39 protein-coding genes are annotated in these 24,147 nt (G+C 66.9%); 37 read left to right on the forward strand and 2 right to left on the reverse strand.

Annotated elements, in window-relative coordinates; all coding sequences use genetic code 11:
* The first annotated feature begins 6 nt into the window (after positions 1 to 6).
* From ACIBK5_RS12435 to truA, 33 genes are all read left to right on the forward strand, one after another.
* A complete protein-coding gene (locus ACIBK5_RS12435) occupies positions 7 to 441 on the forward strand; it encodes a hypothetical protein (protein ID WP_399018804.1) in 435 nt (144 codons plus the stop codon).
* A gap of 452 nt (positions 442 to 893) precedes the next feature.
* Positions 894 to 1,202: a 30S ribosomal protein S10 gene (gene rpsJ / locus ACIBK5_RS12440; RefSeq protein ID WP_003948644.1), complete on the forward strand. Its 309-nt coding sequence runs from the start codon at positions 894 to 896 to the stop codon at positions 1,200 to 1,202.
* Positions 1,203 to 1,219: 17 nt separating this feature from the next.
* A complete protein-coding gene (gene rplC, locus ACIBK5_RS12445) occupies positions 1,220 to 1,864 on the forward strand; it encodes a 50S ribosomal protein L3 (RefSeq protein ID WP_030839681.1) in 645 nt (214 codons plus the stop codon).
* Between the two features lie 7 nt (positions 1,865 to 1,871).
* Positions 1,872 to 2,528, forward strand: coding sequence for a 50S ribosomal protein L4 (rplD, locus tag ACIBK5_RS12450; protein WP_189728748.1), 657 nt, complete (start codon positions 1,872 to 1,874; stop codon positions 2,526 to 2,528).
* On the forward strand, positions 2,528 to 2,947 hold the full coding sequence (rplW, locus tag ACIBK5_RS12455) for a 50S ribosomal protein L23 (RefSeq protein WP_031105224.1): 420 nt from the start codon (positions 2,528 to 2,530) through the stop codon (positions 2,945 to 2,947). The genes rplD and rplW overlap by 1 nt, the downstream gene beginning before the upstream one ends.
* Positions 2,948 to 2,985: 38 nt before the next feature.
* Positions 2,986 to 3,822 carry a 50S ribosomal protein L2 gene (gene rplB / locus ACIBK5_RS12460; RefSeq protein ID WP_030839671.1) on the forward strand — a complete coding sequence of 279 codons (837 nt, stop codon included), beginning with the start codon at positions 2,986 to 2,988 and terminating at the stop codon, positions 3,820 to 3,822.
* 12 nt (positions 3,823 to 3,834) lie between these two features.
* Positions 3,835 to 4,116, forward strand: coding sequence for a 30S ribosomal protein S19 (rpsS, locus tag ACIBK5_RS12465; RefSeq protein WP_003992359.1), 282 nt, complete (start codon positions 3,835 to 3,837; stop codon positions 4,114 to 4,116).
* 42 nt (positions 4,117 to 4,158) lie between these two features.
* The gene (gene rplV, locus ACIBK5_RS12470; RefSeq protein ID WP_030839668.1) at positions 4,159 to 4,506 is read left to right on the forward strand and encodes a 50S ribosomal protein L22; all 348 of its coding nucleotides are present in this window, start codon (positions 4,159 to 4,161) and stop codon (positions 4,504 to 4,506) included.
* Positions 4,506 to 5,336, forward strand: a complete 831-nt coding sequence (rpsC, locus tag ACIBK5_RS12475; protein WP_399018807.1) for a 30S ribosomal protein S3 — start codon at positions 4,506 to 4,508, stop codon at positions 5,334 to 5,336. The genes rplV and rpsC overlap by 1 nt, the downstream gene beginning before the upstream one ends.
* A 5-nt stretch (positions 5,337 to 5,341) precedes the next feature.
* Complete coding sequence (gene rplP / locus ACIBK5_RS12480) at positions 5,342 to 5,761, forward strand: 50S ribosomal protein L16 (protein WP_382584709.1); 420 nt, start codon at positions 5,342 to 5,344, stop codon at positions 5,759 to 5,761.
* Entirely contained in the window at positions 5,761 to 5,985 is a 225-nt protein-coding gene (gene rpmC, locus ACIBK5_RS12485; protein ID WP_010036720.1) for a 50S ribosomal protein L29, read from the forward strand. Before rplP ends, rpmC begins: the two co-directional genes overlap by 1 nt.
* Positions 5,985 to 6,272 carry a 30S ribosomal protein S17 gene (rpsQ, locus tag ACIBK5_RS12490; protein WP_003992363.1) on the forward strand — a complete coding sequence of 96 codons (288 nt, stop codon included), beginning with the start codon at positions 5,985 to 5,987 and terminating at the stop codon, positions 6,270 to 6,272. The genes rpmC and rpsQ overlap by 1 nt, the downstream gene beginning before the upstream one ends.
* Positions 6,273 to 6,379: 107 nt before the next feature.
* Positions 6,380 to 6,748: a 50S ribosomal protein L14 gene (gene rplN, locus ACIBK5_RS12495; RefSeq protein ID WP_184591446.1), complete on the forward strand. Its 369-nt coding sequence runs from the start codon at positions 6,380 to 6,382 to the stop codon at positions 6,746 to 6,748.
* A gap of 2 nt (positions 6,749 to 6,750) precedes the next feature.
* A complete protein-coding gene (gene rplX / locus ACIBK5_RS12500) occupies positions 6,751 to 7,074 on the forward strand; it encodes a 50S ribosomal protein L24 (RefSeq protein WP_053674523.1) in 324 nt (107 codons plus the stop codon).
* A complete protein-coding gene (gene rplE, locus ACIBK5_RS12505) occupies positions 7,074 to 7,631 on the forward strand; it encodes a 50S ribosomal protein L5 (protein WP_003992366.1) in 558 nt (185 codons plus the stop codon). Before rplX ends, rplE begins: the two co-directional genes overlap by 1 nt.
* A 5-nt stretch (positions 7,632 to 7,636) precedes the next feature.
* Entirely contained in the window at positions 7,637 to 7,822 is a 186-nt protein-coding gene (locus tag ACIBK5_RS12510; protein ID WP_003948630.1) for a type Z 30S ribosomal protein S14, read from the forward strand.
* Positions 7,823 to 8,035: 213 nt separating this feature from the next.
* The gene (gene rpsH, locus ACIBK5_RS12515; protein WP_030839654.1) at positions 8,036 to 8,434 is read left to right on the forward strand and encodes a 30S ribosomal protein S8; all 399 of its coding nucleotides are present in this window, start codon (positions 8,036 to 8,038) and stop codon (positions 8,432 to 8,434) included.
* 24 nt (positions 8,435 to 8,458) lie between these two features.
* On the forward strand, positions 8,459 to 8,998 hold the full coding sequence (rplF, locus tag ACIBK5_RS12520) for a 50S ribosomal protein L6 (RefSeq protein ID WP_215119438.1): 540 nt from the start codon (positions 8,459 to 8,461) through the stop codon (positions 8,996 to 8,998).
* Between the two features lie 3 nt (positions 8,999 to 9,001).
* Entirely contained in the window at positions 9,002 to 9,385 is a 384-nt protein-coding gene (gene rplR, locus ACIBK5_RS12525) for a 50S ribosomal protein L18 (protein WP_007494754.1), read from the forward strand.
* 39 nt (positions 9,386 to 9,424) lie between these two features.
* Positions 9,425 to 10,030 (forward strand): 30S ribosomal protein S5, encoded by a 606-nt coding sequence (gene rpsE, locus ACIBK5_RS12530; protein ID WP_164332815.1) that lies wholly within the window; start codon positions 9,425 to 9,427, stop codon positions 10,028 to 10,030.
* Between the two features lie 2 nt (positions 10,031 to 10,032).
* Positions 10,033 to 10,215: a 50S ribosomal protein L30 gene (gene rpmD / locus ACIBK5_RS12535; protein WP_003974250.1), complete on the forward strand. Its 183-nt coding sequence runs from the start codon at positions 10,033 to 10,035 to the stop codon at positions 10,213 to 10,215.
* A 2-nt stretch (positions 10,216 to 10,217) separates the two neighbouring features.
* Entirely contained in the window at positions 10,218 to 10,673 is a 456-nt protein-coding gene (gene rplO / locus ACIBK5_RS12540) for a 50S ribosomal protein L15 (protein WP_193482350.1), read from the forward strand.
* Positions 10,674 to 10,888: 215 nt separating this feature from the next.
* Positions 10,889 to 11,293, forward strand: coding sequence for a hypothetical protein (locus ACIBK5_RS12545; protein ID WP_399018813.1), 405 nt, complete (start codon positions 10,889 to 10,891; stop codon positions 11,291 to 11,293).
* Positions 11,294 to 11,623: 330 nt separating this feature from the next.
* Positions 11,624 to 12,937, forward strand: a complete 1,314-nt coding sequence (gene secY, locus ACIBK5_RS12550; protein WP_399018814.1) for a preprotein translocase subunit SecY — start codon at positions 11,624 to 11,626, stop codon at positions 12,935 to 12,937.
* Positions 12,937 to 13,599 (forward strand): adenylate kinase, encoded by a 663-nt coding sequence (locus ACIBK5_RS12555; RefSeq protein WP_399018816.1) that lies wholly within the window; start codon positions 12,937 to 12,939, stop codon positions 13,597 to 13,599. Before secY ends, ACIBK5_RS12555 begins: the two co-directional genes overlap by 1 nt.
* Before the next feature lie 129 nt (positions 13,600 to 13,728).
* Entirely contained in the window at positions 13,729 to 14,565 is an 837-nt protein-coding gene (gene map, locus ACIBK5_RS12560; RefSeq protein ID WP_399018818.1) for a type I methionyl aminopeptidase, read from the forward strand.
* 211 nt (positions 14,566 to 14,776) lie between these two features.
* Positions 14,777 to 14,998: a translation initiation factor IF-1 gene (gene infA, locus ACIBK5_RS12565; protein WP_003948620.1), complete on the forward strand. Its 222-nt coding sequence runs from the start codon at positions 14,777 to 14,779 to the stop codon at positions 14,996 to 14,998.
* A gap of 59 nt (positions 14,999 to 15,057) precedes the next feature.
* Entirely contained in the window at positions 15,058 to 15,171 is a 114-nt protein-coding gene (gene rpmJ / locus ACIBK5_RS12570) for a 50S ribosomal protein L36 (RefSeq protein ID WP_003948619.1), read from the forward strand.
* A gap of 197 nt (positions 15,172 to 15,368) precedes the next feature.
* Entirely contained in the window at positions 15,369 to 15,749 is a 381-nt protein-coding gene (gene rpsM / locus ACIBK5_RS12575) for a 30S ribosomal protein S13 (protein ID WP_189728755.1), read from the forward strand.
* A 65-nt stretch (positions 15,750 to 15,814) separates the two neighbouring features.
* The gene (rpsK, locus tag ACIBK5_RS12580; protein WP_003956432.1) at positions 15,815 to 16,219 is read left to right on the forward strand and encodes a 30S ribosomal protein S11; all 405 of its coding nucleotides are present in this window, start codon (positions 15,815 to 15,817) and stop codon (positions 16,217 to 16,219) included.
* A gap of 158 nt (positions 16,220 to 16,377) precedes the next feature.
* Entirely contained in the window at positions 16,378 to 17,400 is a 1,023-nt protein-coding gene (locus ACIBK5_RS12585; protein ID WP_003966937.1) for a DNA-directed RNA polymerase subunit alpha, read from the forward strand.
* 174 nt (positions 17,401 to 17,574) lie between these two features.
* The gene (gene rplQ, locus ACIBK5_RS12590) at positions 17,575 to 18,060 is read left to right on the forward strand and encodes a 50S ribosomal protein L17 (RefSeq protein ID WP_354740797.1); all 486 of its coding nucleotides are present in this window, start codon (positions 17,575 to 17,577) and stop codon (positions 18,058 to 18,060) included.
* Positions 18,061 to 18,203: 143 nt separating this feature from the next.
* A complete protein-coding gene (gene truA / locus ACIBK5_RS12595; RefSeq protein ID WP_399018821.1) occupies positions 18,204 to 19,058 on the forward strand; it encodes a tRNA pseudouridine(38-40) synthase TruA in 855 nt (284 codons plus the stop codon).
* Between the two features lie 3 nt (positions 19,059 to 19,061).
* Here the strand turns inward: truA and ACIBK5_RS12600 are convergent, their stop codons facing one another.
* Entirely contained in the window at positions 19,062 to 19,934 is an 873-nt protein-coding gene (locus tag ACIBK5_RS12600; RefSeq protein ID WP_399018823.1) for a hypothetical protein, read from the reverse strand.
* 74 nt (positions 19,935 to 20,008) lie between these two features.
* On the opposite strand from ACIBK5_RS12600, the gene ACIBK5_RS12605 reads away from it, so the two are divergent.
* The 4 genes from ACIBK5_RS12605 (at position 20,009) to glmM (ending at position 23,094) form a co-directional block, all read left to right on the forward strand.
* Complete coding sequence (locus ACIBK5_RS12605; RefSeq protein ID WP_399018825.1) at positions 20,009 to 20,344, forward strand: hypothetical protein; 336 nt, start codon at positions 20,009 to 20,011, stop codon at positions 20,342 to 20,344.
* A 214-nt stretch (positions 20,345 to 20,558) separates the two neighbouring features.
* Positions 20,559 to 21,002, forward strand: a complete 444-nt coding sequence (gene rplM / locus ACIBK5_RS12610) for a 50S ribosomal protein L13 (RefSeq protein WP_003992380.1) — start codon at positions 20,559 to 20,561, stop codon at positions 21,000 to 21,002.
* A 44-nt stretch (positions 21,003 to 21,046) separates the two neighbouring features.
* Positions 21,047 to 21,559, forward strand: a complete 513-nt coding sequence (gene rpsI / locus ACIBK5_RS12615; RefSeq protein ID WP_184591418.1) for a 30S ribosomal protein S9 — start codon at positions 21,047 to 21,049, stop codon at positions 21,557 to 21,559.
* 176 nt (positions 21,560 to 21,735) lie between these two features.
* Complete coding sequence (glmM, locus tag ACIBK5_RS12620; RefSeq protein ID WP_399018827.1) at positions 21,736 to 23,094, forward strand: phosphoglucosamine mutase; 1,359 nt, start codon at positions 21,736 to 21,738, stop codon at positions 23,092 to 23,094.
* Positions 23,095 to 23,210: 116 nt separating this feature from the next.
* On the opposite strand, the gene ACIBK5_RS12625 is transcribed toward glmM, so the two are convergent.
* Positions 23,211 to 24,134 carry a DUF389 domain-containing protein gene (locus tag ACIBK5_RS12625; protein ID WP_399018829.1) on the reverse strand — a complete coding sequence of 308 codons (924 nt, stop codon included), beginning with the start codon at positions 24,132 to 24,134 and terminating at the stop codon, positions 23,211 to 23,213.
* Positions 24,135 to 24,147 lie beyond the last annotated feature (13 nt).

Genomic DNA, 24,147 nt, shown 5'->3' on the forward strand with positions numbered 1-24,147 from the left:
GAGGTCATGGCCATCGCCGACGAGCTCGGGTACTTCGCGGACCACGAGGTGCGCGCCGCCTCCCTGCTGCTGCGGTCCGAAGGGATCGCCGGCGTCCCCGAGCCCAGGGAGCGGCTGGAGGAGCCCGAGCTGGTGCGCCGCATGTGCCGGATCGGGGCCGATCTCCAGCTGACCCGGCTGCTGCAGGCCCTGGTGACCGCCTGCCTCGCAGCCGGCACCGAGCGGGGGGAGGGGGCCGCCGGGAGCGCGGAGATCCTCCGGATCGCATGCGGCCTCGCCGAACCGGGCCGTGCCGCGATCACCCCCGCCGACATCCACCGCATGTGGCGCGTCGCCCACCTGCCCGGCATCCTGCGGCCCGCGTCGGACGCACCCGAGTGGGGGAAGGCCGGCTACCGGGCCTACGACGCAGAGCTGGAGCGGCTCGTCCAGGGGGAGTGAGGGTCCTGCCGGCAGGGTCGTCCGGCCTCGCGTTTGACCCACGTCACCCCCGGGGTATTCTCTCCGGCTCGATTGGCGTAGGCCCCGCTCCCTATGGCAGACTGTCCGAGTTGCTCGGTCGAGTGTTGATGCTGCGCGCCTCCCGCCGGGAGGACTGGAAGCGAGTCCCACAGTACTCGTCGCCCCAACTGCCTTACGGCAGCGCTGAGGCGGACGTACGGGAATCTTCCGGGAAGTGTCAGCGCGGCACCGGCCAGGCACCCGGTGGGCCTTCCGCCCCCGGCTCGCGGTTCCGGCAGGGCCGTGTGCAATCCCGCAGGGATGTTCGAACAAGGGGCATCCATGTCAGCGAGAGTGCGACACGCCCGACCGCGTGGGTCGGAGGAACGAAGGCAGCAGAAGGAATCCGCCGGGTTCCAGAGCGTTACGAGAGACAGGACTACTGAGTAGCCATGGCGGGACAGAAGATCCGCATCCGGCTCAAGGCCTACGACCACGAGGTCATCGACTCCTCGGCGAAGAAGATCGTCGAGACGGTGACTCGCACTGGTGCGTCGGTCGCGGGCCCGGTGCCGCTGCCCACTGAGAAGAACGTGTACTGCGTCATCAAGTCGCCGCACAAGTACAAGGACTCGCGCGAGCACTTCGAGATGCGCACGCACAAGCGCCTGATCGACATTCTCGACCCGACCCCCAAGACCGTTGACTCTCTGATGCGACTCGACCTCCCGGCCGGTGTCGACATCGAGATCAAGCTCTGAGGGCTGGTGATCTGAGAATGGCTAAGCAGATCAAGGGCATCCTGGGCGAGAAGCTCGGCATGACGCAGGTGTGGGACGCGAACAACCGTGTTGTTCCGGTCACCGTCGTCAAGGCCGGCCCCAATGTCGTCACCCAGGTCCGCACGAACGACGTCGACGGCTACGAGTCCGTCCAGATCGCGTTCGGCGAGATCGACCCGCGCAAGGTGAACAAGCCCCTCAAGGGCCACTTCGCCAAGGCCGACGTCACTCCCCGCCGCCACCTCGTCGAGATCCGTACCGCTGACGCCAGCGAATACACCCTCGGCCAGGAGATCACCGCTGAGGTGTTCGAGGCCGGCCTCAAGGTCGACGTGACCGGCAAGAGCAAGGGCAAGGGCTTCGCCGGTGTCATGAAGCGTCACAACTTCAAGGGCCTCGGCGCCGGACACGGCACCCAGCGCAAGCACCGCTCCCCCGGTTCCATCGGTGGCTGCGCCACCCCGGGCCGCGTGTTCAAGGGCCTCCGCATGGCGGGTCGCATGGGCAACGAGCGTGTCACCACCCAGAACCTGACCGTCCACGCCGTTGACGCGGAGAAGGGTCTGCTGCTCATCAAGGGCGCGGTTCCCGGTCCGAACGGCGGCCTCGTCCTGGTCCGCACCGCGGCCAAGGGGGCCTGAGGTACCGATGAGCACTGTTGACATCCTTTCGCCTGCGGGCGAGAAGACCGGTAGCGTCGAGCTCCCCGCGGAGATCTTCGGCGTGGAGAAGATCAGCATCCCGCTGATCCACCAGGTCGTCGTCGCGCAGAACGCCGCTGCCCGCCAGGGCACGCACAAGACCAAGCGTCGCGGTGAAGTCCGTGGTGGCGGCAAGAAGCCGTACCGCCAGAAGGGCACCGGTCGCGCCCGTCAGGGTTCGACCCGCGCGCCGCAGTTCGCCGGTGGTGGCGTCGTGCACGGTCCCGTGCCGCGTGACTACTCGCAGCGGACCCCGAAGAAGATGAAGGCTGCCGCTCTGCGTCACGCCCTCACCGACCGGGCCCGCCACAACCGCATCCACGTCGTCTCCGGCGTCATCGAGGGTGAGAACCCGTCGACGAAGGCCGCCAAGTCGCTGTTCGGCAAGATCTCGGAGCGCAAGAACCTGCTCCTGGTCGTCGACCGCGCCGATGAGGCCGCGTGGCTGTCCGCCCGTAACCTGCCCCAGGTCCACATCCTGGAGCCGGGCCAGCTGAACACGTACGACGTTCTCGTCTCGGACGACGTGGTCTTCACCCAGGCCGCCTTCGAGTCCTTCGTGTCCGGCCCGAAGGCCAATGACACCGAAGGGAGCGAGGCCTGATGGCTATCCGTCACCCCGCTATCGCCTCCAAGGCGGCGAAGAAGGCCAAGGCCGCGCGCGTCGCCAAGGCGCGCCGCCACGCCGCCGAGGGCAAGAACACCGTCGAGACCCCGCTGAGCAAGTCCTTCACGGACCCCCGTGACGTGCTGCTCAAGCCGGTTGTCTCGGAGAAGAGCTACGCGCTCCTCGACGAGGGCAAGTACACGTTCGTCGTCGACCCGAGCGCCAACAAGACCCAGATCAAGCAGGCCGTCCAGGCGGTCTTCTCGGTCAAGGTCACCGGGGTCAACACGATCAACCGCCAGGGCAAGCGCAAGCGGACCCGCACCGGCTTCGGCCAGCGCGCGTCCACCAAGCGCGCGATCGTGACCCTCGCTGAGGGCGACCGTATCGACATCTTCGGCGGTCCGACCGCGTAAGCGGGTCGGATCGTCCGATATCGGACGAGGACTGAGAAATGGGAATCCGCAAGTACAAGCCGACTACGCCGGGCCGTCGCGGCTCCAGCGTCGCCGACTTCGTCGAGGTCACGCGGTCCACGCCGGAGAAGTCGTTGGTCCGCCCCCTGCACAGCAAGGGTGGCCGTAACAACTCCGGTCGTGTGACCGTCCGCCACCAGGGCGGTGGCCACAAGCGCGCCTACCGCGTGATCGACTTCCGTCGTCACGACAAGGACGGCGTGCCGGCGAAGGTCGCGCACATCGAGTACGACCCCAACCGCACCGCGCGTATCGCGCTGCTGCACTACGCCGACGGCGAGAAGCGCTACATCCTCGCCCCGCGCAACCTGCAGCAGGGCGACCGCGTCGAGAACGGTCCCGGGGCCGACATCAAGCCGGGCAACAACCTTGCCCTGCGCAACATCCCGGTCGGTACCACGCTGCACGCCATCGAGCTGCGTCCCGGCGGCGGTGCGAAGTTCGCCCGCTCCGCCGGCGCCTCGGTGCAGCTGCTCGCGAAGGAGGGCTCGATGGCCCACCTCCGCATGCCGTCCGGTGAGATCCGCCTGGTCGACCAGCGCTGCCGCGCCACGGTCGGCGAGGTGGGCAACGCCGAGCAGAGCAACATCAACTGGGGTAAGGCGGGCCGTAAGCGCTGGCTGGGCGTTCGCCCGACCGTGCGTGGTGTGGTCATGAACCCGGTGGACCACCCGCACGGTGGTGGCGAAGGCCGTACCTCGGGTGGTCGTCACCCGGTGTCCCCCTGGGGCAAGAAGGAAGGCCGTACTCGTTCGCCCAAGAAGGCGTCGAACAAGTACATCGTCCGCCGCCGCAAGACGAACAAGAAGCGCTAAGGACGGGTTGAGATGCCTCGTAGCTTGAAGAAGGGGCCCTTCGTCGACGACCACCTGATCAAGAAGGTGGACGCACAGAACGAAGCCGGCACCAAGAACGTCATCAAGACCTGGTCCCGTCGCTCCATGATCGTGCCGGCCATGCTCGGCCACACGCTCGCGGTGCACAACGGCAAGACCCACATTCCGGTGTTTGTCACCGAGTCGATGGTCGGCCACAAGCTCGGCGAGTTCTCGCCGACGCGCACCTTCCGGGGTCACGTCAAGGACGACCGGAAGTCGAAGCGCCGCTAAGCGCGGGGTGGAATGACCATGACAGACACTGGAAGGACAACCATGGAAGCCAGGGCCCAGGCGCGGTACATCCGCGTCACGCCCATGAAGGCCCGCCGCGTGGTGGACCTCATCCGTGGCCTGAACGCCACGGAGGCTCAGGCGGTCCTGCGTTTCGCCCCGCAGGCCGCGAGCCAGCCGGTCGGCAAGGTGCTGGACAGCGCCATTGCCAACGCCGCGCACAACTACGACCACACCGATGTCGACAGCCTCTTCGTCTCCGAGGCCTACGTCGACGAGGGCCCGACCCTGAAGCGGTTCCGTCCGCGCGCCCAGGGCCGTGCCTACCGGATCCGCAAGCGGACCAGCCACATCACCGTGGTCGTCAGCAGCAAGGAAGGAACCCGGTAATGGGCCAGAAGGTAAACCCGCACGGGTTCCGGCTCGGTGTCACGACCGACTTCAAGTCGCGTTGGTACGCCGACAAGCTGTACAAGGACTACGTCAAGGAAGACGTCGCCATCCGTCGGATGATGACGTCCGGCATGGAGCGCGCCGGCATCTCGAAGGTGGAGATCGAGCGCACCCGTGACCGTGTGCGTGTGGACATCCACACCGCGCGTCCGGGCATCGTCATCGGCCGCCGTGGCGCCGAGGCCGACCGCATCCGCGGTGACCTCGAGAAGCTCACGGGCAAGCAGGTCCAGCTGAACATCCTCGAGGTCAAGAGCCCCGAGACGGACGCTCAGCTGGTTGCCCAGGCCGTCGCCGAGCAGCTCTCCTCCCGCGTCTCCTTCCGTCGCGCCATGCGTAAGAGCATGCAGGGCACGATGAAGGCCGGCGCCAAGGGCATCAAGATCCAGTGCGGTGGCCGCCTCGGTGGCGCCGAGATGTCCCGCTCGGAGTTCTACCGCGAGGGCCGTGTGCCCCTGCACACGCTCCGCGCGAACGTGGACTACGGCTTCTTCGAGGCCAAGACGACCTTCGGCCGCATCGGTGTGAAGGTCTGGATCTACAAGGGCGACGTCAAGAACATCGCCGAGGTCCGCGCCGAGAACGCCGCTGCCCGTGCGGGTAACCGCCCGGCCCGTGGCGGCGCTGACCGCCCGGCCCGTGGTGGCCGTGGTGGCGAGCGTGGCGGTCGCGGTCGCAAGCCGCAGCAGGCTGCTGGTTCCGAGGCCCCCAAGGCCGAGGCTCCCGCGTCCGCCGCTCCGGCTGAGAGCACCGGAACGGAGGCCTGACCGAAATGCTGATCCCCCGTAGGGTCAAGCACCGCAAGCAGCACCACCCCAAGCGCAACGGCATGTCCAAGGGTGGCACGCAGGTTGCGTTCGGCGAGTACGGCATTCAGGCCATGACCCCGGCGTACGTGACGAACCGGCAGATCGAGGCAGCTCGTATCGCCATGACCCGTCACATCAAGCGTGGCGGCAAGGTCTGGATCAACATCTACCCGGACCGCCCCCTCACGAAGAAGCCCGCCGAGACCCGCATGGGTTCCGGTAAGGGTTCTCCCGAGTGGTGGATCGCCAACGTCAAGCCCGGACGCGTGATGTTCGAGCTGTCGTACCCCAACGAGAAGATCGCGCGCGAGGCCCTGACCCGTGCGGCTCACAAGCTGCCGATGAAGTGCAAGATCGTCAAGCGCGAGGCAGGTGAAGCGTGATGTCGGCCGGTACCAAGGCGTCCGAGCTGCGCGAGCTGGGCAACGAGGAGCTGCTCAACAAGCTCCGCGAGGCCAAGGAAGAGCTGTTCAACCTCCGCTTCCAGGCGGCGACGGGCCAGCTCGAGAACCACGGCCGGCTGAAGGCCGTCCGTAAGGACATCGCGCGGATCTACACCCTGATGCGTGAGCGCGAGCTGGGCATCGAGACGGTGGAGAGCGCCTGATGAGTGAGAGCAACGTGACTGAGCAGACTGCAGAGGCCCGCGGCTTCCGCAAGACCCGCGAGGGTCTCGTCGTCAGCGACAAGATGGACAAGACCGTCGTCGTCGCCGTCGAGGACCGCGTCAAGCACGCGCTGTACGGCAAGGTCATCCGCCGTACCAACAAGCTCAAGGCGCACGACGAGCAGAACGCCGCGGGCGTCGGCGACCGTGTCCTCCTCATGGAGACCCGGCCGCTGTCCGCCACCAAGCGCTGGCGCGTCGTCGAGATCCTCGAGAAGGCCAAGTAATCCCTCCTAGGGGGACCCCCTAGGAATCGTTCCGCCAGGCTCGGCAGGGGCCGACCTCGCAAGAGGGAAGCCCCTGCCGGGAACCGGCAGACAACCAGGAGATAGACGTGATCCAGCAGGAGTCGCGACTGCGTGTCGCCGACAACACGGGTGCGAAGGAAATCCTCTGCATCCGTGTGCTCGGTGGCTCCGGTCGCCGCTACGCGGGTGTCGGTGACGTCATCGTCGCCACCGTCAAGGACGCGATCCCCGGCGGCAACGTGAAGAAGGGTGACGTCATCAAGGCGGTCATCGTTCGCACCGTCAAGGAGCGCCGCCGTCCGGACGGCTCGTACATCCGCTTCGACGAGAACGCCGCTGTCATTCTGAAGAACGACGGCGACCCTCGTGGCACCCGTATCTTCGGCCCGGTCGGCCGTGAGCTGCGCGAGAAGAAGTTCATGAAGATCATCTCCCTCGCGCCGGAGGTGCTGTGAGCATGAAGATCAAGAAGGGCGACCTGGTCCAGGTCATCACCGGTAAGGACAAGGGCAAGCAGGGCAAGGTCATTGCCGCTTACCCGCGCGACGAGCGTGTCCTGGTCGAGGGTGTCAACCGGGTCAAGAAGCACACCAAGGCAGGTCCGACGGCTCGCGGTTCGCAGGCCGGCGGCATCGTCACCACCGAGGCGCCGATCCACGTCTCCAACGTCCAGCTGGTCGTGGAGAAGGACGGCAACAAGGTCGTGACCCGCGTCGGTTACCGCTTCGACGACGAAGGCAACAAGATCCGCGTTGCCAAGCGGACGGGTGAGGACATCTGATGACGACCACCACCAGCCCGCGTCTGAAGCAGAAGTACCGTGAGGAGATCACGGGCAAGCTGCGTGACGAGTTCAAGTACGAGAACGTCATGCAGATCCCCGGTCTCGTCAAGATCGTGGTCAACATGGGTGTGGGCGACGCCGCCCGCGACTCCAAGCTGATCGAGGGTGCCATCAAGGACCTCACCACGATCACCGGTCAGAAGCCGGCCGTCACCAAGGCCCGCAAGTCCATCGCGCAGTTCAAGCTGCGTGAGGGCCAGCCGATCGGTGCCCACGTCACGCTCCGTGGCGACCGCATGTGGGAGTTCCTGGACCGCACCCTGTCGCTCGCGCTGCCGCGCATCCGCGACTTCCGCGGCCTGTCCCCCAAGCAGTTCGACGGCCGTGGCAACTACACCTTCGGTCTCACGGAGCAGGTCATGTTCCACGAGATCGACCAGGACAAGATCGACCGCACCCGGGGTATGGACATCACCGTGGTGACCACGGCGACCAACGACGCTGAGGGCCGCGCGCTCCTTCGTCACCTCGGCTTCCCCTTCAAGGAGGCGTGAGCGAGATGGCGAAGAAGGCTCTGATCGCTAAGGCTGCTCGCAAGCCGAAGTTCGGTGTGCGTGGCTACACCCGCTGCCAGCGCTGTGGCCGCCCGCACTCCGTGTACCGCAAGTTCGGCCTGTGCCGCGTGTGCCTTCGTGAGATGGCTCACCGTGGCGAGCTGCCGGGCGTGACCAAGAGCTCCTGGTAATCCCCCTTTTAGGGATTCCCAGGGCTCTCGGTAAGCAATGGGCGTGTCAGGTGCCCTCCTCTCCATGGCTTAGGCTTGGAGGGTTGGGCGCCTGACTGCCGCCCGTACGACTTACTACGCCGTAGGTCCACCGCGCCGCACCCGCCCCGTCTCGGATCGGGGAGAAGGATGGCGCACCAGGAAACCCCGGCGAGAGAGGCCGAAGGCCAATTCATGACCATGACTGATCCGATCGCAGACATGCTGACGCGTCTGCGGAACGCGAACTCGGCATACCACGACTCCGTGACGATGCCGGCGTCGAAGATCAAGTCGCACATCGCGGAGATCCTCCAGCAGGAGGGCTTCATCACGGGCTGGAAGGTCGAGGACGCCGAGGTCGGCAAGAACCTCGTCCTGGAGCTGAAGTTCGGCCCCAACCGTGAGCGCTCCATCGCGGGCATCAAGCGGATCTCCAAGCCCGGTCTCCGGGTGTACGCGAAGTCCACCAACCTGCCGAAGGTTCTGGGCGGCCTGGGCGTGGCCATCATCTCCACGTCCCACGGTCTCCTGACCGACAAGCAGGCGCAGAAGAAGGGCGTGGGTGGGGAAGTCCTCGCCTACGTCTGGTAATTCGGGAACGGAGGAGAGACAGCAATGTCGCGTATCGGCAAGCTCCCCATCCCGGTTCCCGCCGGCGTGGACGTCACCATCGACGGCCGTACGGTCGCGGTCAAGGGCCCCAAGGGCGAACTGACCCACACCGTCATCGCGCCGATCGACATCGCCAAGGCCGAGGACGGCACCCTTCAGGTGCTCCGGCCCAACGACGAGCGGCAGAGCAAGGCCCTGCACGGCCTGTCCCGCACGCTGGTGGCGAACATGATCACCGGTGTGACCCAGGGATACGTCAAGAAGCTCGAAATCAGCGGTGTCGGCTACCGTGTCCTGGCCAAGGGCTCCAACCTGGAGTTCTCTCTGGGCTACAGCCACCCGATCCTGGTCGAGGCCCCCGAGGGCATCACCTTCAAGGTGGAGTCCCCGACCCGTTTCTCGGTCGAGGGCATCGACAAGCAGAAGGTCGGCGAGGTTGCGGCCAACATCCGCAAGCTGCGCAGGCCCGACCCGTACAAGGCCAAGGGCGTCAAGTACGAGGGCGAAGTCATCCGCCGCAAGGTCGGAAAGGCGGGTAAGTAAGCCATGGCATACGGACAGAAGATCCTTAAGGGCGACGCCTACAAGCGCGCCGCGATCAAGCGCCGCCACATCCGGATCCGTAAGCACATCAACGGAACGGCGGAGCGTCCGCGTCTGGTCGTTACCCGCTCGAACCGCCACATCGTGGCCCAGGTGATCGACGACATCAAGGGTCACACCCTTGCGTCGGCGTCCACCCTGGACACCTCGATCCGCGGTGGCGAGGGCGACAAGTCCGCGCAGGCCAAGCAGGTCGGCGCCCTGGTCGCCGAGCGCGCCAAGGCCGCCGGTGTCGAGGCCGTCGTGTTCGACCGTGGTGGTAACCAGTACGCGGGGCGCATCGCCGCCCTGGCGGACGCCGCCCGCGAAGCCGGGCTCAAGTTCTGAGCCTGCCGTAGCTAGCGGAAACAGAGAGAGGTAATTCCAATGGCTGGACCCCAGCGCCGCGGTGGCGGTGCCGGTGGCGGCGAGCGGCGGGACCGGAAGGGCCGTGACGGCGGCGCTGCTGCCGCCGAGAAGACCGCGTACGTTGAGCGCGTTGTCGCGATCAACCGCGTCGCCAAGGTTGTGAAGGGTGGTCGTCGCTTCAGCTTCACCGCGCTGGTCGTGGTGGGCGACGGTGACGGCACCGTGGGTGTCGGATACGGCAAGGCCAAGGAGGTGCCGGCCGCCATCGCCAAGGGCGTTGAGGAGGCCAAGAAGCACTTCTTCAAGGTCCCCCGCATCCAGGGCACCATCCCGCACCCCATCCAGGGTGAGAAGGCTGCCGGCGTCGTGCTGCTCAAGCCCGCGTCGCCCGGTACCGGTGTTATCGCCGGTGGTCCGGTGCGCGCCGTGCTCGAGTGCGCCGGCATCCACGACGTGCTGTCGAAGTCGCTCGGCTCCGACAACGCGATCAACATCGTGCACGCGACCGTGGAGGCCCTCCGGGGTCTGCAGCGTCCCGAGGAGATCGCGGCCCGCCGTGGTCTGCCCCTCGAGGACGTCGCCCCCGCGGCTCTTCTCCGTGCGCGTGCCGGGGCGGGTGCGTAATCATGGCGCAGCTCAAGATTACGCAGGTCAAGTCCTACATCGGCAGCAAGCAGAACCACCGTGACACCCTGCGTTCCCTTGGTCTCAAGGGCATCAACACGCAGGTCGTCAAGGAGGACCGCCCCGAGTTCCGCGGCATGGTGCACACCGTCCGCCACCTCGTGACGGTCGAGGAGGTCGACTGATCATGGCGGAGAACAACCCGCTCAAGATCCACAACCTCCGTCCCGCCCCGGGCGCCAAGACCGCCAAGACCCGTGTCGGTCGTGGTGAGGCGTCGAAGGGTAAGACGGCCGGTCGTGGTACCAAGGGCACGAAGGCCCGTTACCAGGTTCCGGAGCGCTTCGAGGGTGGCCAGATGCCCCTCCACATGCGTCTTCCGAAGCTGAAGGGCTTCAAGAACCCGTTCAAGACGGAGTTCCAGGTCGTGAACCTGGACAAGCTCGCCGCCCTCTACCCCGAGGGTGGGGAGGTCACCGTTGCCGACCTGGTCGCCAAGGGTGCCGTCCGCAAGAACAGCCTCGTCAAGGTCCTCGGCCAGGGCGAGCTCTCCGTGGCGCTGCAGGTGACGGTCGACGCCGTCTCCGGCTCCGCCAAGGAGAAGATCACCGCCGCCGGCGGTACCGTCACCGAGCTCGTCTGAACCACCGGCGCTGATCACCGAGGGTGATGAGCACCAGCTTGTATGCCAGCCCCACTCCGCGATTGCCGGAGTGGGGCTGGTTTTTTGTGTCCCGGTCGGCTTTTTAAGGCTTGGACATGACATCAGAAGTGAACTAGCGTTCCATTGCTTGCCGTTGCAACATGACCACCTGCAGTAGCGGCGGGCGTTTCTGCTGTCTATGGGGGGCGCTTCACGTGCCCAGCAGAGAGAACGAGGAACCAGTGATCAAGTCCAAGCTCACCCGCATGGCGATGGTTGGGGCGGCTGCCGCAGCCATGGTCGTAACGTCGACGGCCCCGGCCATGGCCGTCAGCGACAAGACCATCTCCCTCCCGAATGGCCGGGGATACATGAAGTTCGTCGACGACGGCGATGTCTTCCGTGTCTGCGACACCAAGGCGGACGGCCATGGTGTCACCGGCACGTTGTGGGTCAGGAACGCCAGTGGACTCGTGTCCAAGGTGTTCGACCTGGGGGACGGTGGCGATGCCGGCTGTGGCAAGAAGCCGTACAACATCGGCCAGCTGGCCAGCTACAAGATGGAGGTCTGCTGGAACGGCGGCGGAGGCTGCAAGTTCTCCGAGTGGTTCAACGAGTAGGCCGACATCTCACGCATGCTCAGCCGCGACCCCTGCTGCTGGTGATCTGCGGCAGTCGAGCTGACGCATGACGACAGGGCCCTGTAGTGGTCGGAGGACGCCGAGCCAGCCGACGTACTGGGGCCCTGTCTTGTCGTGGTGCAGGGATGCTGGTCTGCTTCCACGATGATTCATGGAGGTAGAGCGGCGTCCGTCCGGCCCTCGATTTGGGTAGGCTGTGCTGTCGGCTCCCAGCGCCGTTCTGGCATGCCGTAATCTCGTTCCTCAGGCCATCAGCCCCTCTTAACCGTCCACCTCACGCGCGCACACGCGGGGGTCGCAGGAGGCACCGTGCTCACCGCGTTCGCCCGGGCGTTCAAAACACCCGACCTGCGCAAGAAGCTGCTCTTCACGCTCGGCATCATCGTGGTCTACCGGGTCGGTACGCACGTCCCGATCCCAGGCGTCGACTACCGGAATGTCCAGACCTGTATCGACGCGGCCCAGACCAATCAGGGTCTTTTCGGGCTGGTCAACATGTTCAGTGGTGGCGCGCTGCTGCAGATCACGATCTTCGCGCTGGGCATCATGCCGTACATCACGGCGAGCATCATCCTCCAGCTGCTGACCGTGGTGATCCCGCGTCTGGAAGCCTTGAAGAAGGAGGGCCAGGCCGGTACAGCGAAGATCACGCAGTACACCCGTTACCTGACGGTCGCCCTTGCCGTCCTCCAGGGCACCGGCCTCGTCGCCACCGCCCGCAGCGGAGCCCTGTTCTCGGGCTGCCCCGTGGCCAGCCAGATCGTCCCGGACCAGTCGATCTTCGTCACCATCACCATGGTCATCACGATGACCGCCGGCACGGCGGCCGTGATGTGGCTCGGTGAGCTCATCACCGACCGCGGCATCGGCAACGGCATGTCGATCCTGATGTTCATCTCGATCGCCGCCACCTTCCCGTCCGCCCTGTGGGCAATCAAGACCCAGGGCTCGCTGGCCGGCGGCTGGATCGAGTTCGGCATCGTCATCTTGGTCGGCCTCGTCGTGATCGGCCTGGTCGTCTTCGTCGAGCAGGCTCAGCGCCGTATCCCGGTCCAGTACGCGAAGCGCATGATCGGCCGCCGGTCCTACGGCGGCACGTCGACGTACATCCCGCTGAAGGTCAACCAGGCGGGCATCATTCCTGTGATCTTCGCCTCGTCGCTGCTCTATATCCCGGCCCTGGTAGCGCAGTTCGCCGGTGGAAACTCCGGCTGGAAGATCTGGATCGAGAAGAATCTCGCGGTGCCCGACGCACCGATGCACATGGTTCTCTACTTCCTCCTGATCATCTTCTTCGCGTTCTTCTACGTGGCGATCTCCTTCAACCCCGAGGAAGTCGCCGACAACATGAAGAAGTATGGTGGCTTCATCCCGGGCATCCGGGCTGGCCGACCGACCGCTGAGTACCTGAGCTACGTACTCAACCGGATCACCTGGCCGGGTTCGTTGTACTTGGGACTGATCGCTCTCGTGCCGACGATGGCGTTGGCAGGTTTCGGGGCAAACCAGAACTTCCCGTTCGGCGGGACCAGCATCCTGATCATTGTGGGTGTCGGCCTCGAGACCGTGAAGCAGATCGAGAGCCAGCTCCAGCAGCGCAATTACGAAGGGTTCCTCCGCTGATGCGTATCGTCCTCGTCGGGCCGCCGGGCGCCGGTAAGGGAACGCAGGCCGCGTTCCTGGCCAGAAACCTGTCGATCCCGCACATCTCCACGGGCGACCTGTTCCGGGCCAACATCAGCCAGCAGACGGAACTCGGCAAACTGGCGAAGTCCTACATGGACGCGGGCAACCTGGTACCCGACGAGGTCACCATCGCCATGGCGAAGGACCGCATGGAGCAGCAGGACGCCGAGAACGGCTTCCTGCTGGACGGCTTCCCCCGCAATGTCTCGCAGGCCGAGGCGCTCGACGAGCTGCTCGAGACCGAGAGCATGCAGCTCGACGCGGTGCTGGACCTGGAGGTCCCCGAGGACGAGGTCGTCAAGCGGATCGCGGGCCGCCGCATCTGCCGCAACGACTCCGCGCACGTCTTCCACGTGACGTACAAGAAGCCGGCCAAGGAGGGCGTCTGCGACGTCTGCGGCGGCGAGCTGTACCAGCGGGACGACGACTCCGAGGAGACCGTCCGCACGCGGCTGGAGGTCTACCACACGCAGACCGAGCCGATCATCGACTACTACAAGGCGCAGGGCCTGGTGGTCACGATCTCCGCGCTCGGCAAGGTGGAGGACGTCACGACACGCGCCATGGAGGCGCTGAAGCGTGGCGAGGGCGACAAGTAGTCGTTCGTACGCAGCTACGGCCGCGGTTCCCCTCGGGGAGCCGCGGCTGCTGCGTGGGGGGTCCTCGAGGGGCCCCGTATCGTTGAAGGCGTTCATTCCCTCCGAAGGTCCAGAAAGGCCGTAGTCCCCATGGTGCAGATCAAGACCTCCGAGCAGATCGCCAAGATGCGCGAGGCGGGCCTGGTCGTCGCCGCCATCCACGCGGCGACCCGTGAAGCCGCCGTGCCGGGGGCCACCACGAAGGATCTGGACCAGGTCGCCCGCAAGGTGCTCGCCGAGCACGACGCCAAGCCGAACTTCCTCGGCTACGGCGGTTTCCCCGCGACGATCTGCACGTCCGTGAACGAGGTCGTCGTCCACGGCATCCCGTCCGACGACGTCGTCCTCAAGGACGGGGACGTCATCTCCATCGACTGCGGCGCGATCATCGACGGCTGGCACGGTGACGCCGCGTACACGGCCTTCGTCGGCTCCGGCCACTCCCCGGAGCTGGTCGAGCTCTCCCGGGTGACCGAGGAGTCGATGTGGGCCGGCATCGCGGCCATGAAGCAGGGCAACCGGCTGGTCGACATCTCCCGGGCCGTCGAGACGTACATCCGCCGCCAGCCGAAGCCCGGCGGTGGCAAGTACGGGATCATCGAGGACTACGGCGGCCACGGCATCGGCACCGAGATGCACATGGACCCGCACCTGCTGAACTATGTCGACCGGCGGCGGGGGAAGGGGCCGAAGCTGGTCCCCGGGTTCTGCCTCGCCATCGAGCCGATGGTGTCCCTCGGCACGCCGAAGACCGAGGTTCTTGAGGACGACTGGACCGTCATCACGACGGACGGCACGTGGTCGTCGCACTGGGAGCACTCGGTCGCGCTGACGGAGGAGGGCCCGTTGGTGCTGACGTCTCCCGACGGGGGGAAGGCGAAGCTCGCCGAGCTGGGCGTCACGGCAGCTCCTGATCCGCTGGGCTGAGCGCCGTCCGCGGCCGCGGACCGGTGGGGGTTGTTCGCGCAGTTCCCCGCGCCCCTTTCGGGGCGCTTAATGATCTGTGTGATGGGGCAGGATCTCTCGATTCGTGTTTCTGAGGGGCCTGACGTAGACTGACTCGTCGGCTCTGGTGCACCCGCATGTCTGCATGCGCTCGCACAGAGTCGATCAAGGTAGTCGATTCGAAGGGCGAAGCGTGGCCAAGAAGCAAGGTGCCATCGAGATCGAGGGCACTGTCGTCGAGTCTCTTCCGAACGCCATGTTCAAGGTCGAGCTCCAGAACGGCCACCAGGTCCTGGCACACATCAGCGGCAAGATGCGTATGCACTACATCCGCATCCTCCCTGACGACCGGGTCGTGGTGGAGCTGTCTCCGTACGACCTGACGCGTGGCCGGATCGTCTACCGCTACAAGTAGATCTTGCCCCGCATCTCGCCTCGGCGAGGTGGTGGCACTGACCCGGAGAACCTCACCTAATGAAGGTCAAGCCGAGCGTCAAGAAGATCTGCGACAAGTGCAGGGTGATCCGCCGTCACGGCCGGGTCATGATCATCTGCGACAACCCGCGCCACAAGCAGCGCCAGGGCTGATCGACAGCGGATCGCACCCTCTGCATCCATCGCAGAGATTCGCGCGACGCGAGCTGAATATGTTCATACGCAGGACCCGGGCGGACGATGTTCGCCTGACACCCCTGGTTCGGAGGCCGGGGACCCAGTTCGTACCTCATACGGCGGCTGGGAGTCGGTTCTGTGGAAGACCTCCGACAAGTAACTGGAGCCATTGAATGGCACGCGTTTCCGGTGTCGACATCCCGCGCGAAAAGCGCGTGGAGGTCGCCCTCACCTACGTGTTCGGCATCGGCCGGACCCTCGCGCAGCAGACGCTGGCCGCCACCGGCGTCGACCCGAACACCCGCGTTCGCGACCTCTCCGAGGAGCAGCTCGTCGCGATCCGCGAGTTCGTGGACAACAACATCAGGACCGAGGGTGACCTCCGTCGTGAGATCCAGGCCGACATCCGCCGCAAGGTCGAGATCGGCTGCTACCAGGGTCTGCGTCACCGCCGCGGTCTGCCCGTCCGCGGTCAGCGCACCAGCACCAACGCCCGCACCCGCAAGGGGCCGCGTCGCGCCATCGCCGGCAAGAAGAAGCCGGGCAAGAAGTAGTCCGCAGCGGACGCCTGTCCACGGTCTTCGCTGTAGGACCGACCACCTCCCGTAGGAGTTAAGAGATGCCCCCCAAGGGACGTCAGGGCGCTGCCAAGAAGGTGCGCCGCAAGGAAAAGAAGAACGTCGCTCACGGCCACGCGCACATCAAGAGCACGTTCAACAACACGATCGTCTCGATCACGGACCCGTCCGGCAACGTGATCTCCTGGGCCTCCGCCGGCCACGTCGGCTTCAAGGGCTCGCGCAAGTCCACGCCGTTCGCCGCGCAGATGGCCGCCGAGTCGGCTGCCCGTCGCGCCCAGGAGCACGGCATGCGCAAGGTCGACGTCTTCGTCAAGGGCCCGGGCTCCGGTCGTGAGACCGCGATCCGCTCCCTGCAGGCGACCGGCCTCGAGGTCGGCTCCATCCAGGACGTCACGCCGACCCCGCACAACGGCTGCCGTCCGCCCAAGCGCCGTCGCGTCTGATCTTTCACAGATCTGACGCAGGCCGCTTGGTCTGAGGTTTTCGGGCGGTACGACTCCTTCGGGTCGTATCGCCCGTACCCTTGTCCGTAACACCATCGGGCTTCGCCCGGTGCATCAGGGCGTCAAATAGCGGGCGCCCCTGACAGAAGGATCACCACATGCTGATCGCTCAGCGTCCCTCGTTGACCGAAGAGGTCGTCGACGAATTCCGCTCCCGGTTCGTGATCGAGCCGCTGGAGCCGGGCTTCGGCTACACCCTCGGCAACTCCCTGCGTCGTACGCTCCTGTCGTCGATCCCCGGTGCGGCTGTCACCAGCATCCGGATCGACGGTGTCCTGCACGAGTTCACCACCGTGCCGGGCGTCAAGGAGGACGTCACCGACCTGATCCTCAACATCAAGCAGCTGGTCGTCTCCTCGGAGCACGACGAGCCGGTCGTGATGTACCTGCGCAAGCAGGGCCCGGGTCTGGTCACCGCCGCCGACATCGCGCCCCCGGCCGGTGTCGAGGTGCACAACCCCGACCTCGTCCTCGCCACGCTCAACGGCAAGGGCAAGCTGGAGATGGAGCTGACGGTCGAGCGCGGCCGCGGTTACGTCTCCGCCGTGCAGAACAAGCAGGTCGGCCAGGAGATCGGCCGGATCCCGGTCGACTCGATCTACTCGCCGGTGCTCAAGGTCACGTACAAGGTCGAGGCCACGCGTGTCGAGCAGCGGACCGACTTCGACAAGCTGATCGTCGACGTCGAGACCAAGCAGGCCATGCGTCCGCGTGACGCCATGGCGTCGGCCGGTAAGACCCTGGTCGAGCTGTTCGGTCTGGCCCGCGAGCTCAACATCGACGCCGAGGGCATCGACATGGGCCCGTCCCCGACGGACGCTGCCCTCGCCGCCGACCTGGCGCTGCCGATCGAGGAGCTCGAGCTCACCGTTCGGTCGTACAACTGCCTCAAGCGTGAGGGCATCCACTCCGTGGGTGAGCTCGTGGCTCGTTCCGAGGCGGACCTGCTCGACATCCGCAACTTCGGTGCGAAGTCGATCGACGAGGTCAAGGCGAAGCTGGCGGGTATGGGCCTCGCGCTCAAGGACTCGCCTCCCGGGTTCGACCCGACCGCCGCCGCGGACGCCTTCGGTGCGGACGACGACGCGGATGCCGGGTTCGTGGAGACCGAGCAGTACTGAGTGCTCCGCGGGGAGGCCGTACTGCGTCTGCGGGCCGGTTGTGGCTGGTCGCGCAGTTCCCCGCGCCCCTTCCAGGCCCCCTCCGGGGGGCCTGGATCTCCGACGGGCGACCGCTCGCTCGGATACTGACCCCGGTACCTGATACGGCCGGGGCAGACACCTAGGAGAAACACCATGCCGAAGCCCACCAAGGGTGCCCGTATGGGCGGCAGCGCCGCGCACGAGAAGCTCCTCCTCGCGAACCTCGCGAAGGCGCTGTTCGAGCACGGTCGCATCACCACCACCGAGGCGAAGGCCCGCAAGCTGCGGCCGTACGCCGAGCGTCTGGTCACCAAGGCGAAGAAGGGCGACCTTCACAACCGCCGTCAGGTGCTCCAGGTCATCACGGACAAGAGCATCGTCCACACGCTCTTCACCGAGATCGGCCCGCGCTACGAGAACCGTCCGGGTGGCTACACCCGTATCACCAAGATCGGTAACCGCCGTGGCGACAACGCGCCCATGGCTGTCATCGAGCTGGTCGAGGCGCTGACGGTGGCGCAGGAGGCGACCGGCGAGGCCGAGGCCGCGACCAAGCGCGCCGCGAAGGACGCCGAGGCTGCCGAGGCTCAGGTCGACACGACCAAGGCCGAGGACGCCGAGGAGTCCAAGGACGCGTAAGCGTTCTGCCGGGGGCCTGTGCACCGGCGGCTGCGGGTTCGTCGTGGTTGCTCGCGCAGTTCCCCGCGCCCCTGAGGGTGCGTTGGCGGGCCCGTTCCTTTTCAGGAGCGGGCCCGCCTTTGTGTTGCTGAGAGGATCTGTGCGTGAGTGATGAAGCAGCTGCCGGGTTCGTTCGTGTCCGGCTTGATCTGTCGTACGACGGGAGTGAGTTCTCCGGGTGGGCCAAGCAGGCCGGGGGGCGGCGGACCGTACAGGGGGAGATCGAGGACGCGCTGCGGACCGTGACGCGGTCGCGGGAGACGTACGAGCTGACCGTGGCGGGGCGTACCGATGCCGGGGTGCATGCCCGGGGGCAGGTCGCGCATGTCGATCTGCCACGTGAGGTCTGGGCCGAGCACCATCAGAAGCTGCTGAAGCGGCTCGCCGGGCGGTTGCCCCGGGACGTGCGGGTCTGGGCCCTCAGGGAGGCGCCCAGTGGCTTCAACGCGCGGTTCTCGGCCGTCTGGCGGCGGTATGCCTATCGGGTCACCGACAATCCGGGGGGTGTCGACCCGCTGCTGCGGAACCATGTGCTGTGGCACGACTGGCCGCTCGACGTCGACGCCATGGACGAGGCCGCGCGCCGGCTGCTCGGGGAGCACGACTTCGCCGCCTACTGCAAGAAGCGGGAGGGCGCGACGACGATCCGCACGCTCCAGGAGCTGAGTCTCGTGCGGGGCGAGGACGGGATCATCACCGCGACTGTGCGGGCCGACGCCTTCTGCCACAACATGGTGCGCTCGCTCATCGGGGCGCTGCTGTTCGTGGGCGACGGGCACCGGCCGCCGGACTGGCCGGGCAAGGTGCTGGCAGCCGGTGTCAGGGACTCGGCCGTGCACGTCGTACGGCCGCACGGGCTGACGCTTGAGGAGGTCGGCTACCCGGCCGACGAGCTGCTGGCCGCGCGCAACAAGGAGGCGCGGAACAAGCGGTCGCTGCCGCCGGCCGGGTGCTGCTGACGGCTATTCGTCGGCCGCGGCCGATGCCTGGGCCTCGCCGCGGCGGCGGATCTGGTTGAACGTGAACTGCTGGAGGTTGTCGCCGGTGGCGAACACCTCGGTGTCCTTCTCCGTCACGTCCTTGCCGTTGGTGAAGCCGGCGTTGGTGAAGTAGGCGTAGCGGCCGTAGGAGTTGCTGGTCGTGCGGCAGAACCCGGCTTCGCAGAAGGGCTTCACGCCGCCGCCGGAGAGCGACTTCACAAAGCTCTTCTTGTTGCTCTGGGCCTTGGCCTTGACGGCCTGTGCCTCGGTGTCGAAGACCGCCACGCCGACCGTCACCGCGATGCCGTCCTTGGAGTAGGTGACTCGTATCAGGCGGGTGCAGTCGTTCGCCTTGAGGACCTTGGGCAGCGAGCCGCCCGCCGCCGTGCCGCAGCTCCTGGTGTCGGCCGTCGGGCCCTTCTTGTAGACCGTCTCGCCCATGGTCAGCTGGGTGCCCGGGAAGAGCGTGTCCGGGCCGAGCGGCGCCTTGTCCTTCTTCGCGCTGGCGACGAAGTCCTTCGGGTCCAGCGGGGGCGGGGCGCTGGTCGGGGCGAACGACGGGCCGGAGGGCGACCCGCTCGGGATGTCCGCCGAGGGCAGGGAGGCCGGGTTGTTCGCCTGGTTGTCGCCGTTGGCCGAGACCACGGCCACGGCCACGGCGGCACCGATCGCGACGGTGGCGACCGCGCCACCGCCGACCAGCAGCAGCCGCCGTCGTTTGTTACGTGACTCGGACGCCTCGGCGAGCGCGGCCCAGTCTGGAGACTGGCCTCCGCCCCCGCTGTTCCAGGGCTGCTGCGACTGCGGTTTCCAGGGATCCCACTGGGACTGGGGTCCCCCCTGCCCATAGCTCATGTGGCGCATCTTAGACGGGACATGGGGTGTGCTGGTCCGTCCGGACCGGCCTCGTAGCGCTTAGCGTTCCTCCCATGCGGACGGGCAAAGGCGACATCTCCGGGTGGTTGGGGCGACTCGTGAGCCGGAGTCTGTGGGTGGGGTCCGCGCGGGTGCTGGTAGCCGTCGCGCTGCTGGTGTGCGTGCTGTCCTGGCCGTCGGTCGGGCTGCCGGCCGGGCTCGCGGCGCTGCGGGCCTACCGTCGTCCGCGCGGTGGCGGATCCGTGCTGCGGTGGGGCGTCGCGGTGGCCGTCGATGTGGCGCTGTCGTCGGTGTTTCCGTTGGTGCGGCCGGTTCGGCGCCGGACCCTGCGGAGGGCTGTCACGCTCTGTGCGGGACTGTGCGTCTGCGTGTTCGACCGTCGACGGTGATCCCGCGTTTTGACCCTTGTGGTGTGCCCCGGTATTCTGCTTGTTCGTTGTGTATTGGCTTGCTCATTCTCACGGGACGGGCCCTTACACCGGTCCGCCGGGCCGATGACCAGCGACCAGCACGCGGTTTGCGTCACCGCAGTGCGGTCAAGGCTGTCGTGATCGTTTCGGTGACCTGTTCAGGACCATTCACTCGAAGCGAAGGCTACGAACCGTGCGTACGTACAGCCCCAAGCCCGGCGATGTGACGCGCCAGTGGCACGTCATCGACGCCCAGGACGTTGTCCTGGGTCGTCTCGCCACCACCGCAGCGACCCTCCTCCGGGGCAAGCACAAGCCGATCTACGCCCCCCACGTCGACGCTGGTGACTTCGTCATCATCATCAACGCGGACAAGGTGCACCTGTCCGGCAACAAGCGGACCCAGAAGATGGCGTACCGCCACTCCGGTTACCCGGGTGGTCTGCGCTCCGTCCGTTACGACGAGCTGCTGGACAAGAACCCCGAGAAGGCCGTCGAGAAGGCCGTCAAGGGCATGCTCCCCAAGAACTCCCTGGGCCGTCAGATGCTCTCGAAGCTGAAGGTCTACAAGGGTGACCAGCACCCGCACGGCGCGCAGCAGCCGCAGCCGTACGAGATCACCCAGGTCGCGCAGTAAGTCCGGCCACACCCCCTAAGACTGAACAGAATCTGAGGAGCATCGTGGCCGAGACCACTGCCGAGCAGCCGCTCGAAGAAGTCGACATCGACAGCTACACCACCGAGTCCGAGGTTCCGGTGGAGGGTGAGTACACCTCCGAGTCCCTCGCCTCGCGTTTCGGTGAGCCCCAGCCGGCCGCCGGCCTGGGCCGTCGCAAGAACGCCATCGCCCGTGTCCGGATCGTCCCGGGCACCGGCAAGTGGAAGATCAACGGTCGCACCCTCGAGGACTACTTCCCGAACAAGGTGCACCAGCAGGAAGTCAACGAGCCCTTCAAGGTGCTCGAGCTCGACGACCGCTACGACGTCGTCGCCCGCATCTCCGGTGGCGGTGTCTCCGGTCAGGCCGGTGCGCTCCGTCTCGGTGTCGCCCGTGCGCTGAACGAGGCGGACGTCGACAACAACCGCGGCCCGCTGAAGAAGGCCGGCTTCCTCAAGCGCGACGACCGTGCGGTCGAGCGCAAGAAGGCCGGTCTGAAGAAGGCCCGCAAGGCCCCGCAGTACAGCAAGCGCTAAACGCGTCGCCTGTCCTGGCGACTGGCTTTCGCAACGATCGCCCCGGCGGCCCGCATGGTGCCGCCGGGGCGGTTCGTTTACACAACCCCTACCGCCCCCGGACAGTCTCAGGGATGTACCAGGGAAGTCTTTGGGGATGTGAGCCGCATTCTCACAGCAATTCGGAGGACACCACAGTGGGACGACTCTTCGGCACTGACGGCGTGCGCGGTGTGGCCAACGCGGATCTGACGGCGGAGATGGCCCTGGGCCTCTCCGTGGCCGCGGCGCACGTACTGGCCGAGGCGGGCACCTTCGAGGGGCACCGCCCGACCGCGGTCGTCGGGCGTGACCCGCGCGCGTCCGGGGAGTTCCTGGAAGCCGCCGTGGTCGCGGGCCTCGCCAGCGCCGGTGTGGACGTCCTGCGGGTCGGCGTGCTGCCGACCCCGGCGGTGGCGTACCTGACCGGGGAGCTCGGCGCCGACCTCGGTGTGATGCTCTCCGCGAGCCACAACGCCATGCCCGACAACGGCATCAAGTTCTTCGCCCGCGGCGGGCACAAGCTCGCCGACGAGCTCGAGGACCGGATCGAGTCCGTCTACGAGGAGCACCGCACCGGCGCCCCGTGGGAGCGGCCGACCGGGGCCGGAGTGGGCCGCGTCCGGGAGTACGGGGAGGGCTTCGACCGGTACGTCGCGCATCTGCTGGGCGCCCTGCCGAACCGGATCGACGGGCTGAAGGTCGTCCTCGACGAGGCGCACGGCGCAGCCGCCCGGGTCTCGCCCGAGGCGTTCCGGCGGGCCGGTGCCGAGGTCGTCACCATCGGGGCCGAGCCGGACGGGCTCAACATCAACGACGGCTGCGGCTCCACGCACCTGGACAAGATCAAGGCCGCCGTCGTCGAGCTCGGGGCGGACCTGGGCATCGCGCACGACGGTGACGCCGACCGGTGCCTCGCCGTGGACCACACCGGCGCGGAGGTCGACGGCGACCAGATCCTGGCCGTGCTCGCGCTGGCGATGCGGGAACGCTCCGCTCTGCGGTCCGAGACGGTGGTCGCCACGGTGATGTCCAACCTCGGGTTCAAGCTGGCCATGGAGCGTGAGGGCATCCGGCTGGTGCAGACCGCCGTCGGTGACCGGTACGTGCTCGAGGAGATGAAGGAGCACGGGTTCGCCCTTGGGGGCGAGCAGTCCGGGCATGTGATCATCCTCGACCACGCGACGACCGGGGACGGGACGCTGACGGGGCTGCTGCTGGCGGCTCGGGTCGCCGGGAGCGGGCGTTCGCTGCGGGAGCTGGCCGCTGTCATGGAGCGGTTGCCGCAGGTGCTCATCAATGTGCCGGATGTCGACAGGACGCGGGTGGGGACGTCCGCGGAGTTGTCGGCGGCCGTCGCTGACGCGGAGCGGGAGCTAGGGGCCACCGGGCGGGTGTTGTTGCGGCCCTCCGGGACCGAGCCGTTGGTTCGGGTGATGGTGGAGGCGGCTGATATCGAGCAGGCTCGGTCTGTTGCGGGGCGGCTGGCCGATGCGGTGAAGTCCGCGTTGGGGTAGTTGGCCTTTGCGGTTCGGGGTGGGGGGTTCTGCTGTGGGCGGGCTGCGGCTGCGTCGTGGCTTGTCGCGCAGTTCCCCGCGCCCCTGAGGGAGTTGTCCTCGCGCCCCTTTGACGGTCACCCGCGTTGCTTCGACCAGAGCCACTTCTGGGCCAGCAAGGTGAGGGTGCCTGCCAAGAGGATCCCCGCGAGGTTCAGCAGGAGTTGTTCTGTGGAGCGCAGGGTCTGGTTGGTGTCGCCGTAGATGAGGGCCACGGCCGCGTTTGCCGCGGCCGGGACCGTGGTGACCGAGATGGCCACGCCTACCAGGGCTCCGGACTTCGCTGACGTCAGGGAGAGGGTGCCGGCGATGCCGGCCAGGACCGCCACGACGAAGGAGAACCAGTCGGGGGCGTAGATGAAGCCGGTGTTGGGGCGGTCCGCCTCCAGTTGGGCCTCGGTGAAGAGGCCCACTGCGTTCATGAAGAGGCTGAAGAGGACCGTCACCGCCATCGCCACCGCGAAGCCCACCAGCAGGGCGATCAGGGAGCGCAGGGCCAGGCGTGATCTGCGGCGGACGATCGCGGTGCAGATGCCGGCGAGGGGGCCGAACTCCGGGCCCACCGCCATGGCGCCCACGATCAGGATCGCGTTGTCCAGGACCACGCCGCAGGCCGCGATCATCGTGGCCAGCGTGATGAAGGCCAGGTAGGTGACGGAGAGCGTCGACTCCTCGTGTGTCGCATCGCTCAGGTGCTCCCACAGGACCGCGTCCGCGCCCTCGCCCGGCGCGTCTGCCTCGGCCTTCTCGGCCCGCTCGGACAGCGACAGGTCGATGTTCTCGACGGCGATGGAGCCGGTGGTGTCGATGCCCAGCTCCCGCAGGCCGGCCAGCAGTTCGTCGCCCGCCTCGCGGGCCACGTCGCACATGACGACGTCCCCGGCGGGGTTGCGTGCGGTGTCCGGCAGTACGACGAGGTGGGTGGTGCCGACCGTCTTCTCGATCAGCAGCACCACTTCGTCGGTCTTCGCGGACGGTGTGATCAGGCGCATGTGGAGCATGGCGACCATCTAA

Source organism: Streptomyces sp. NPDC050546, from assembly GCF_044457425.1.
Classification (GTDB): domain Bacteria; phylum Actinomycetota; class Actinomycetes; order Streptomycetales; family Streptomycetaceae; genus Streptomyces.